8 protein-coding genes are annotated in these 11,845 nt (G+C 52.8%); 4 read left to right on the top strand and 4 right to left on the bottom strand.

The genetic code is table 11. The annotated features are described in order from the left end of the window. Positions 1 to 314 precede the first annotated feature (314 nt). Positions 315 to 3,242 carry an insulinase family protein gene (locus tag F6I03_RS04990; RefSeq protein ID WP_070430227.1) on the bottom strand — a complete coding sequence of 976 codons (2,928 nt, stop codon included), beginning with the start codon at positions 3,240 to 3,242 and terminating at the stop codon, positions 315 to 317. A 21-nt stretch (positions 3,243 to 3,263) separates the two neighbouring features. Then, positions 3,264 to 3,839: an AI-2E family transporter gene (locus F6I03_RS04985; protein WP_083290485.1), complete on the bottom strand. Its 576-nt coding sequence runs from the start codon at positions 3,837 to 3,839 to the stop codon at positions 3,264 to 3,266. A gap of 76 nt (positions 3,840 to 3,915) precedes the next feature. On the opposite strand from F6I03_RS04985, the gene pgeF reads away from it, so the two are divergent. Next, positions 3,916 to 4,677, top strand: coding sequence for a peptidoglycan editing factor PgeF (pgeF, locus tag F6I03_RS04980; protein ID WP_070430228.1), 762 nt, complete (start codon positions 3,916 to 3,918; stop codon positions 4,675 to 4,677). Positions 4,678 to 5,498: 821 nt separating this feature from the next. Here the strand turns inward: pgeF and F6I03_RS04975 are convergent. Next, the gene (locus F6I03_RS04975; RefSeq protein WP_070430229.1) at positions 5,499 to 5,873 is read right to left on the bottom strand and encodes a MerR family transcriptional regulator; all 375 of its coding nucleotides are present in this window, start codon (positions 5,871 to 5,873) and stop codon (positions 5,499 to 5,501) included. 353 nt (positions 5,874 to 6,226) lie between these two features. Here F6I03_RS04975 and F6I03_RS04970 point away from each other — a divergent pair, with 353 nt between their 5' ends. The 3 genes from F6I03_RS04970 to F6I03_RS04960 all read left to right on the top strand — a co-directional run bounded on the left by F6I03_RS04970 (position 6,227) and on the right by F6I03_RS04960 (position 9,967). Continuing rightward, on the top strand, positions 6,227 to 7,099 hold the full coding sequence (locus F6I03_RS04970) for a cation diffusion facilitator family transporter (RefSeq protein ID WP_070430230.1): 873 nt from the start codon (positions 6,227 to 6,229) through the stop codon (positions 7,097 to 7,099). A 90-nt stretch (positions 7,100 to 7,189) separates the two neighbouring features. After that, positions 7,190 to 8,383 (top strand): MalY/PatB family protein, encoded by a 1,194-nt coding sequence (locus F6I03_RS04965; protein ID WP_070430231.1) that lies wholly within the window; start codon positions 7,190 to 7,192, stop codon positions 8,381 to 8,383. Positions 8,384 to 8,521: 138 nt separating this feature from the next. Beyond that, entirely contained in the window at positions 8,522 to 9,967 is a 1,446-nt protein-coding gene (locus F6I03_RS04960) for an alpha-amylase (RefSeq protein ID WP_070430232.1), read from the top strand. 592 nt (positions 9,968 to 10,559) lie between these two features. Here the strand turns inward: F6I03_RS04960 and F6I03_RS04955 are convergent. After that, positions 10,560 to 11,747: a glycosyltransferase gene (locus F6I03_RS04955; protein ID WP_070430233.1), complete on the bottom strand. Its 1,188-nt coding sequence runs from the start codon at positions 11,745 to 11,747 to the stop codon at positions 10,560 to 10,562. Positions 11,748 to 11,845: the final 98 nt, after the last annotated feature.

The raw sequence follows: 11,845 nt of genomic DNA, 5'->3' as shown, positions 1-11,845 counted from the left end.
ATGTTTTTTATTTTGCACATTATTTTTGTTCATTTTTTTACATTTTGCACTAATTCAATCTATTGTATTGATAGCTCAAAGTGATATCGTGGATTTTTTGACCCCTTTCTTCCTATTATATGAAATTCGGATTTTTGGCTAATTTTTACCTTTTAAAGTACAAGACATAAAAATACAAATTTCGTTTAACAATAATCGGATATTATTTATATTATAATAGAATAAATACCTTATACCCTCTCTACTTTTTCTCCAGACAAGAAAAAGTCCCTGCCAAGAAACAAAATCTTGGCAGGGACAATAGTTTATACTTATTACTTACTTCGATAAGTTTTGAGGTCGCGGCGATCTGTGAAGTGGTCGGCAGCGGCATCAATCTTGTCTTGGTTGCCGATCACCACCCAGGCATCTTCTTGGAAGGCTTGGTCAATAAGATCAGCATAGGCCTGGAAATCGTCCAGACTGGTCGCCAGGGCTTCTTGGAGGCGCTGGTTGATCCGGTCTTCCGTCTCGCCCTTGAAGTGGCGGCGGAGGGCCAGGCCATTGACAGCTTGGGGCACAATAGGGAAGTGGAAGGCTGTCATCGCGCCTATAATGAACTGGTCGATGCTTGCTTGGTCGAGGTCCAGCTGGCGGATGAAGTCTCCAATCTGGCGGTAGACCCCTAGCGTCCGATTGAGATGGGGGTCGCGGTAGGAGTAAGCGGCAAGGTCACCAGCAGGGTTCAGGATGAAGCCAGCCCCGTAAGCCCCGCCTTGTTCACGGATTTGTTCGTGGAGGAAGCTACTGCTCAAGAGATGGGCCAGGACAACAACAGACCCCGAATAATGAAAGTCCTCAGAGTCGATGTGACCTCCTTGGACCACATATTGGACATTGCCGTTGGTTCGAATGCCTTCGCGCCGGCTGCCAGTTAGTGGCACAGCGAGTTCTTGGCTGGAGGGTTTTTGGCCGGGTAGCTTGGCCAGGAAGGCTTGGGTCTCTTCGATGAGGGCTTCTTGGTCACTGGCTTCCGCGGTCAGGCTGACGGTGACGCCTTGGCTGGACCAGAGCTTGGCTTGGAGGGCCGTCAGGGCTTGGCTGTAGTCTTCGAAGACGGTATCAAAGTTGGCGAGAAGGGCGCAGATATGGTCATAATAGGCGATCCCTTCCAGCTCTTCGGCAATCCGGGCCGTCTCGGTCGTCATGGCTTGGAGCCGGGTTAAGGCTGAACTGTGGCCGCTGGTCTCCAGGCTATCCTCCAAGTCCGCCTTGACCCGTTGGAGGATGTTCAAGAGTCGGGCCTTCTCGTCGAAGCGGCTGGTCGTTAGGATCTCTTCCACTAGGTCGAAGGCCGGGCTACTATCTTGGCCCAGGGCAGCGAAGGAGACCAGGAGCTTGGCCTGGTAAACATCTGGTCGGTCCACGTCCCGGTAGAGCTTGGTCTGGAAGTTCAAGCCATTGGCATAGGTCAGGATCGCCGTATCCAAGTCCGCATAGCTGTGGGATTGGGTGGAGACGCTACCGAGGAAGGTCAAGAGGTCCGAGAGGGTCGCTAGGTCATCGAAGGCCACTTGGTCGAGCGGGAAGGCCAGGTGGACATAGCGGATCCCCGCTGCGGGCTGGTCATGGTAGAGGCAGGTCTGACCCCCGGCGAGTGTGAGTTGGTCTTCAGGAATGGCAGCCACTTCCCGGTCCACATCGGCCAAGTCGAGTTGGGGAAGACTGGCCTGGGCTTCGGGACTGTCTGGCGTCTGCTGGTAGGCCCTGAGCGAGGCATTGTCTTCTTTAACCTGGTTCAGATCGTCAGCTGTCATGGCCTGGGCCCGGTCTGCGAGCTGGTCAGCCACTTCTTGGTCCATGGCCTGGTGGCGGCCCAATTCGGGTTCGTGGACAAGGATCTGCCGGCCTTTTGCCCCTAACAAGCGGTCCTTGATGATCGCCTCATAATAACCTGTCCCCAGGCGCTCTCTGAAGGCTTGGAAGCTCTCGCTATAGTTCAAGGACTCGTCAAAGGAGATGCCATAGCGCCAAGCACTCATGCACTGGATGAACTTGGTCACCCCGCGATTGGCGCCCCCTGCCTCACGCAAGGCGAACTCGGTCCGCTTGATAATTGCTTCCAGGAGTTCGGTATCGATGCCTTCTTCAACTACTTGGTGGAGGACCTGTTGGATGAGGTCGACGGCTTCATCTACCCGGTCAGCGTTGAAGCGCTCCAGGATAATGGTGAAGTCCAGGTAGTAGCCGCTACCGCCATAAACAGAGACATCCTCTGCCAGGCCGGCCTCCAAGATAGCTTGGCGGATAGGACTCGATTCGGCGTTGACCAAGCTGTCAGCGAGTAGGCCCATCAGGTATTGGTCCTGGCGGGAAGTCGCTTGGCCAAAAGGCAGGCTATAGCTCAGATAAGACTCGGTCGACCGATCGTCCCCCTTGCCCCCGTCATAACTCAGGGTGTAGCGGCGGTCTTCCAAGCCAGGCGCAGGGGTTTGAAGAGGAGCCAGCCCTTGTCCCGACTGGAAGTGACTGAAGTAGTCCCCATCGATTTGCGTCAGGGCCCGCTCAATATCCAGGTCCCCATAGAGGAAGGCCAGGGCATTGTCCGGCCGGTAGTGGGCCTGGTGGAAGGCACAGAAGTCTTCATAGGTCAGCTGGGGAATGTCATAGGGATAACCGCCAGAATCATGGGCATAGGTGGAGCCGGGATGGAGGGTGCGGTCGATATCCTGGATGACAGTCCGGTCGGGCGAGGAGTAGACCCCGCGCATCTCGTTATAGACCACCCCATTGTAGGTTAGCTTGCCGGTCGTTTCATCCCATTCCAAGTGCCAGCCTTCCTGGTTAAAGACCCGGCGCTCCTCTAACATCCTAGGGAAGAAGACCGCATCCAGGTAAACATCCATGAGATGGTGGAAGTCCTCCTCATTCATCGAAGCCACCGGATAGAGGGTCATATCGGAGAAGGTCATGGCATTGAGGAAGGTGTTCATCGAGGTCTTGAGCATGGACATGAAGGGGTCTTTCACCGGATACTTGTGCGAACCAGCGAGTACCGCATGTTCCACGATATGGGCAGCCCCCCTGGAATCTTCTGGTGGGGTAATAAAGCCAATCCCAAAGGCCCGGTTGGGGTCATCGTTTTTGAGCCAGAGGACCCGGCCTCCGGATTGGGCATGTTCATAGACATAGGCCAGGCTATTGGCGTCGGGCGCTTGAAATTCTTCAACAAGGTGAAAACCTGCAATTTTTTCTTTTGGCATGGAAGCACATCCTTACTTAACTTAGTCATTCATTTCCGTAAATTCAGCTTCAATTTCTTTATTTTGGTCTCTTCTCTGGTCTTGGGTCTGACGCCGGACTTGGCGGTAGGCACTGAGGAAGGGGATGACCAAGGCGGACACCACAATCCCCATCACATTAAAGACCAGGGTACAGATAATCGTCACCAGGAGGGGCAGCCAGAAGGGCAGGGCCAAGTCCCGCCCCAGAAAGAAGGGTTCTAAAGCCTGCTTCATGAGGGCCACCAATAAGTAGAGGCCCAGTAGCCAGAAGCCCAGACTCGTGTCCCCCAAGAGCCACTGGTAGAGGATCCAGGGGACAAAGACAATGCCCGATCCAATCACAGGCAGGGCATCGAGGAGGGCAATGACTACGGCCAAGAGCCAGGCCCAGGGAATCCCTAAATAATGGAGGCCCAAGCCTAGGACAAAGAAGACTAGGACCAAGAGCTTGAGCTGGGCCCAGGCGAAGACCCAAATATTCTTAAAGGTCTGCTTTAAGACCTGGCCCCAGAAGTTAGTGGTCTGGGCTTCCTGGTCTGGCTCGCGGTGTAAGTTATGGTTGAAGTAAATGTTCATAATTTCTCCTTTATGGGTAAACTTGTTTTTTTAAGGATTAGAGGCTAAGATTAAGCTAAAAAAAGGAGCTGAAACGATGACAACTTTTCGCTATTCTAGCCCAAGTGATATCATTGCCTTGACTAGCCTGCGCCAAGAAGATTGGCCCGAAGCAGGCAACTTCGGCCTCCGCCAGGCTGAAGACAAGGCCGGTGTGGTCGCCAACCGCCAGCGGATCTTGGAGGCATTTGATCTGGACTTAGACCAGGTCATCATGCCCCAGCAGACCCACAGCGCCCATTGTTACCAGGTCCATGCAGAAGACGCCGGCCGGGGTGCGCGGGAAGCTGAGACCGGCATCGAAGACTGCGATGGCCTTTATACTTTTGACAGGGGCCTAGTTCTGGGGGTTTTGACGGCGGATTGCGTGCCGGTCCTCTTCTATGAAGAAGGGTCGGGTTTAATTGGCGCCATCCATTCCGGCTGGCGGGGCACGGTCCAAGAAATCAGCCGCAAAGCTTTTGACCAAATCAAGAAGGCCCACCCCCAAGTCGCCATGGACCAGGTCAAGGTGCATATCGGGCCCGCTCTCTCCCAGGAGAAGTTCGAAGTCCAAGCCGACGCCTACCAAGCCTTCCATGCGCTCGGTTACGCCGAAGACGCCATCCGCTACCGGGAAAGCACCCAACGCTGGCACATCGACAACCAAGCCGTCGTCGCCAAACAATGCCAACTCAGCGGCATCCCGAAAGAAAACATCCAAATCCACCGCCACTGCACCTACCAAAACCCCGACGGCTTCTCCTACCGCCAAGACGGGACAAAGTATCGACACGGACATTTGATTGTCAGGGTGTGAGGGCTAGCGAGAGAAATAGACCTCTGGAGCAAAGAGCCAGAGAAGACTGCAAGTCTTCGGAGGATCTTTGTGAAGAGGAGCCCTTTCTGCACCCTCGAACCCGACTATAGGGTGTGAGCAGTTGCGGTTAGGCTTGAATGACTGGAGCCCAAACGGAAAAGAGCGGCTGAAAGCCGATCGTTCCGATTGGGTGAAGTCACTTCAAGCCTGCAACTGCGAACCCGACTAAACAGGGTGTGAGACTTGGTGGTTAGACTCAGATGATTGGAGCAAGTCAGAATAAGAGCGAAGCATTCGCTCGTTTCTGAACTTGTGAAATCACTCCGAGTCTGCCAAGTCGAACCCGACTAAAGAGTGTGAGAGGATGCGCCCCCTCAAATATACCCTGGAAGTGTGGGTTACTCAGCCGACTCCCACTTTGATACAAGCAGTATCAATGTTAAAAAACCTAAAATAAGGATCAGCAAGCTAGCAAGACCCTTGCTAGCTTGTTTACATTATAACGAGGCCAGGCAGCTTGCCTAGTAGGAGGCCAACTTGCTAATGGCAGGATTATTTGCAACTTGCTACTGTCCTAATTTCAAATCCGAGCTCCGTTTGAAACTTGGTGCGGTCCTACTTGCGAACAGAGACCCCATTTGCGAGTTCACGGCTAGCAACTTGCGAACAACAGCCGCGTTTGAAAGTTCGGGACGCCCTACTTGCGAACAGAGCTCTCATTTGCGAGTTCAGGGCTAGCAACTTGCGAACAGCAGCCGCGTTTGAAAGTTCGGGACGTCCTACTTACTAACAGAGCTCTCATTTGAAAGTTCGCGCTCCCTCTACATCTTCCCTTGCCGCGGGTCGCCTTGGCGGAAGCCGCCAGCCTTGATGAATTCGTTATAGAGAATCTCCCGCACGTCCTCGTCGGTCAATTGCTTGGCTGGTTTTTCTTCTTTTTTCGGTGCTGTTTTTTGCTTGTGGAAGATTTGGTAGATGGCGTTGACACTCCGCCCCTCCGCAATATAATCCTTGATTTCGAGCAAGCGGTCCACATCATTAAGAGAATACATCCGCCGGTTGGTTTCCGACCGTTGAGGTGTAATCAGGTGCTTCTCCTCATAATAACGAATCTGCCGCGCTGTGAGGTCGGTCAGTTTCATCACGGTTCCAATTGGAAAGACCGCCATCGACCGCCGCAACTCTTTTTCTGACATGATAAATCCCCCTATCTTTTCTATTATCTAATCTGACATCATGTTATATTATTTTACATCTTTCTGCAAGCTAAAATCGAAGAGAAAAGATGCTTTCTTGCTTCTATATACCTTTTTTGTATTTAAAATCTTGGTCCCCTGGCTAAAGGCCCCTCAGCACCTCCCAAATCGCCCGTCTAAGAAAACGACTTCATCACTTATTTAACTCTTTTTCTACTGGCTTTAGTGGCCTTAAAGGGCCTTAACAGGTGGGTGTAAAGATGAAGTTTAGGGGGTCCAAATCCCGTCCTTTCAAGGATCCAGGCTTAAAAATTTGTTATACTAGGTCTATTAAGCTAAGAGGAGTTGACACCATGCCCGAACAATCCTATGAACAAGTCAAACATGCTGAGCGGGCCACCTGGCTCAGTATCGCCAGTTATCTGATCATTGCCACGGCCAAGTTACTGGGGGGCCATGTCTTCCATTCCAGCGCCCTGACAGCAGATGGGATGAACAACCTATCAGACACCATCAATGCGGTCTTCATGTATATCGGCCTGCGCTTCTCCCGCAAGCCAGCGGATAGCGACCACCGCTACGGCCACTGGAAGGCGGAATCGATCGCTACCCTGGCTATGAGCTTCCTTATCCTCTATATCGGCCTGGAAGTGACCCTGAACAGCCTGCAGAACTTCTTTAGCACGGAGGCAGTTACCCCTGATCCGCTGACGATTGGGGTGGCTCTCATCTCAGGCCTGGTCATGCTGGGGGTCTACCTCTACAACAAACGTCTGGCCAAGAAGCTCAAGAGCCAGGCCCTGCTTGCCTCCTCCAAGGATAATCTTACGGATGCTCTCACCTCCTTCATGACCGCCTTCACCGCCCTTAGTTCCCAGTTCGGTCTCCCCTGGTTGGACGGGGTCATGGCGCTCATCATCGGCCTCATTATCCTGAAGACAGGTTTTGATATCTTCGTCGATTCCACCTTCCAACTAACGGACGGCTTCCCAGTCGACCTGATCGAGACCTATGAAGAAGAGATCGCCGCCATCCCCGATGTCCACAGGGTCCGCCATATCGCCGCCCGCCGTTACGGGGCTAATGTCTACATTGACGTAACCATCCTGGTCGACCCCGACCTCTCCGTTAAGGAAGGTCACGACATCACGGAAAAGGTAGAGCATGTCCTCGCCGACGCCTTCGCGATCCAACAAGTTGATGTCCACGTGGAGCCCGATTTATAGGCGTCAAGCTTCCAATCTATGGTAGAATAGCTAATAAGTGACGTCCCTGTGCCTGCTAGCAGGTCGCTCTCGACCAGAAAGGATGATACCATGGATAAAGAAACTTTTATCAAAAATTATGCCGTTGAACGAAAGAACACCCAGTCGCTCAAGTGGGACCTCTTAGAAGAGCGTTTCGGTAATGCCGACCTGCTCCCACTCTGGGTAGCCGACGCCGAGTTCAAGACCCCAGACAGCGTCCGCCAAGCCCTCCACGACAAGATCGACCACGGTGTCTTTGGCTATACCTTCGTCAGTGACGACTATTATGAGGCCTTCTTCAATTGGATGGCTGACCACTTCGACCTCCATTTAGAGAAGGATTGGATCCGTTTTACTACGGGTGTGGTCCAAGCCCTCTACTATTTCGTCTACGCCTATACCGAACCTGGTGACAGCATCCTCATCCAGACTCCGGTCTACTATCCCTTCCACAATGCGGCTCGGGATACTGGCCGTCGTTTAATTACCTGTGACCTCAAAGCGGTCGACCAACATTTTGAGATCAACTATGCCGCCTTCGAGCAGGCGATTATCGATGCCCAAGTTAAGCTCTATATCCACTGCTCCCCCCACAACCCAGCTGGCCGGGTCTGGACGGAAGAAGAGATGGACAAGCTCTTCGCTATCTGCGCGAAGCACGATGTCTTGATCGTATCTGACGAAATCCACCAAGACTTCAACTTCAGCGACCGTCCGCAAATTCCAGCCCTCAACGTAGCTGGCGGCAAATACCGCGACCGGCTGGTGGCTGTCAACGCGGCCTCTAAGACCTTCAACATGGCCACCCTCCTCCAATCCCATGTCATGATTCCGGATGATAAGCTCCGCGCTCAATATGACCAAGTGGTGGACCGGCTCAATCTCACTGAGAACAGCATGATGGGGCTCATCGCGACCGAGGCCGCCTACCGAGATGGGGCCGACTGGTTGGAAGGCTTCAAGGCCACCATCTTCAGTAATTACACTTATCTCAAGGACCGCTTAGCCCAAGAACTACCGGAAGCCAAGGTCACCGACCTCGAAGGGTCCTATCTCATGTTCATTGAGCTCCCCTTTGTCCAAGACCAGCTGTCCATGGAAGCCTTCATCCAAGACCGCTGTGGCCTGGCTGTCGACTACGGCAACTGGTTCGGGGCTAGCTTCGGCGACTACATCCGCCTCAACCTGGCCACCATTCCTGAAAATATCGAAACAGCCGCCGACCATCTTATCAAAGAAAGCCGCCGCTTACTCGATCAATAACTATTCAAAAAAAGGAATCCCTCCAAAACGAGAGATTCCTTTTTGTGCTAGTAGCTAGGCGCCTTTTGAGTAATTTCTAAGGGGATTGGGTATAATGAAGGAGCAGATGATGACGGCTTATGTAAAGGAGTAAAGACCATGAATGGAACGATGATTCAATATTTTGAATGGGAGCTTGCGGATGATGGCAAGCACTGGCAGCGGGCAAGTCAAGATGCCAAACACCTGGCCAACAAGGGCTTTTCCCATATTTGGCTCCCCCCAGCAACTAAGGGGACCGGGACCAATGATGTGGGCTATGGTATTTATGACCTCTATGACCTCGGTGAATTCGACCAAAAAGGCGCCAAGCGTACCAAATATGGAACTAAGGACGACTACCTTCAGGCTATCCAGTCCCTGCAGGAAGCCGGCCTCTCTGTGCTCGGTGATGTCGTCCTCAACCACAAGGCCGGGGCGGATGAGAGCGAGCGCTTTGAAGCCTATGAGGTGAACCCCGACAACCGCCAGGAAATTATTTCTGATGCCCATGAAATTGAAGGCTGGACCAAGTTTACCTTCCCTGGGCGCGGTGACACTTACAGTGACTTTAAGTGGAATTGGACCCATTTCTCCGGTGTCGACTATGACCAAGCCACCGACAGTAATGGTATCTTCATGATCAAGGGGCTCAACAAGGGCTGGGCGGATAATGATGATGTAGATAACGAGAACGGCAACTTCGACTACCTGATGTTCGCGGATATCGACTACCGCCATCCCGACGTGGTCAAAGAAGTGGAAAATTGGGCCCAATGGTATGTCCAAGAGACCGGCCTGAATGGCTTCCGCCTCGACGCCCTCAAGCACATCAACGCCGACTTCATTGAAGAATTAGCGGACAAACTCCTGGAAGCTGACCCCGACTTCTACCTGATTGGCGAATACTGGAAGGGGGACTACGCTAGCTTAGAGAATTATATGAACGAAACCAGCTTCGACATCGACCTCTTCGACGTCAAGCTCCACCAAAACTTCAAGGAAGCCTCCGAATTGGTAGACGGCTTCGATATGTCTACCCTCTTGGACGATACCCTGCTCCAGAAGAACCCTACCCTGGCCATCCCCTTCGTGGACAACCATGATTCCCAACCGGGCCAATCCCTCGAATCCTGGGTCCAAGACTGGTTCAAACCTCTCGCCTATGCCCTTATCCTCCTCCACCAAGACGGCCTCCCCTGCGTCTTCTATGGGGACTACTACGGCATCAGCGGCGATAATCCCATCCCCGGCAAACAAGAGCTCCTCGACCAACTCCTGGACCTCCGCCAGAAACAAGCTTATGGCAAGCAAAACAACTACTTCGACCACCCCAACTGCGTCGGCTTCTCCCGCGAAGGCGACGACGACCACCCCGATGGCCTCGCCCTCCTCATGTCCAACGGCGAAGCCGGCTACAAAGACATGTACGTTGGCCAAGCCCACGCCGGCCAAGAATGGCAAGACGCCCTCGGCAACAGCCCAGACACCGTCACCATCAACGACGACGGCTACGGCCACTTCACCTGCCCCGCAGGAAACCTATCTGTGTGGGTAAGGGTGTGAAACTTGGCGTTTAGGCTTGGATAATTGGAGCAAGTCAGAATAAGAGCGAAGCATTCGCTCGTTTCGGACTTGTGAAATCACGCCAAGCCTGCCAAGTCGAACCCGACTATAAAGGGTGTGAGCAAGACCGGTTAGACTTGAATGATTGGAGGCTCATCGAATAAGGCTGACGCCAGTCAGACGTTTCGATGAGCTGAAATCACTTCAAGTCTGCTCTTGCGAACCCAACTAGGGTGTGAGGGCGCGCGGTTAGAAATAGACCTCTGGAGCAAAGAGGCAGAGAAGACTGAAAGTCTTCGACGGATCTTTGCGAAGAGGAGCTATTTCTGCGCGACCGAATCCAACTAAGGGTGTGAGGCTTGACGCTTAGAAAGGGATGACTGGAGGAAAAGCGGATAAGAGCGGCTTTAGCCGATCGTTCCGCTTTTCTGAAGTCATTCCCTTTCTGCCAAGTCGAACCCAACTAAGGGTGTGAGACTTGGCACTTAGGCTCGGATGAGTGTGGCTCGGCAAGCCCCCATCCAATAAAATACCAAAAAGGCCCTCCCAAGCAGTTCCTAAATGTTGCTTGGGAGGGCCTTTCTTAATGATGTCATGATTTATCTACCGGCATGGATTGTTTTTTGGCGAGCTGGCGCTTATTAAGAACTTGTTGGTAGACCGATTCCACCAAGAGACCGAAGACCTTGGAGGAGAAATTCTGTTGGACATAGTTGGCTGCCCGGCTACCCAAGCGCTTGCGGGTACTCTCATCCTGCAGACAATCGAGATAGGCCGCGAATTCATCGAAATCGTGGTATTGGTAGCCATTGTAGCCATCGATTAGGACAGCCTCCAAGCAGTCATCTGCGCGGCAGAGGGCGGGACGGCCTGAAGCTAGGGCCTCGATATAGGTGAGCCCCTGGGTTTCACTGGTCGACCCGCTGACAAAGATATCGCCGAGCTGGTAGTAGCGGGCCACGTCTTCCTGGGCAACCTTACCCGTGAAGATGACCTGGTCTTCCAGCTGGTAACGGCTGACCGCCGCCTCTAAGTCACTGCGGTAGGGCCCATCCCCTACCACTAATAGGCGGAGGTCCGGCCGGTCTAAACGGCCTAAGTAGGCAATGATTTCTTGGAGGTTCTTCTCTTTAGCCAGACGGCCAATAGAGACCAAGACAAGTTGGTCATCACGCAGACCTAGGGCGGCCTTTGTTTCTTTCAAGTCAGCTTCTGGGAAGCTCTGTTGGAAGCGAGCCAATTTGATCCCGGTCGGAATAATTTCAATGGCTTGGTCAACCCCGTAGTCGCGCAGGAGGCGTTCCACTTTTTTACTTGGGGCAATCACCGCATCCGTGGCGCGCAGGGTCAGGTAGGAGACAACAGAGACAATCTTCTTGCCTGTCGCCTTGCTGGGGGAGAAATAATGGGTATAGTCCTCGTAGACGGTGTGATAAGTATGGACAATCGGGATGTCCAAGGCCTTGGCAATCGTCCGAGCCGCGTGAAAGGTCGAAAATTCACATTGGGTATGGATAATATCGGGGGCCCAGTCAATGATTTCTCGAATGATGCTGCGGTTGATCGGTAGGCTGATCCGAGCACCAGGGTAAATCTTGCCCACGCGAATGGAGTTAAGATAATACACCCCTGCGCTCTTAGCGATCGCCTGCTTGTCACCCAGGGTCAAGATCCGGACATCGTGCCCCCGCCCCATCAATTCTTCGCGCAAAGTCATCAAAGAAGACACCACGCCATTTACAGCAGGCTGATATAAATCGGTTGTGATTAAAATCTTCATCTTAACTGGACGCTCCTTAACTTCGACTGCTTTCCGTACAGACTTATTATAGCAAACCCCTTCAAAGCAGCGCAATCTCCCCCGGCAATCTTAGGGGA

It is taken from the genome of Aerococcus sanguinicola, from assembly GCF_008726925.1.
Classification (GTDB): domain Bacteria; phylum Bacillota; class Bacilli; order Lactobacillales; family Aerococcaceae; genus Aerococcus.
The sequence above is the reverse complement of the archived record's forward strand: the minus strand, read 5'-3'. Positions and strand labels throughout refer to the sequence as shown.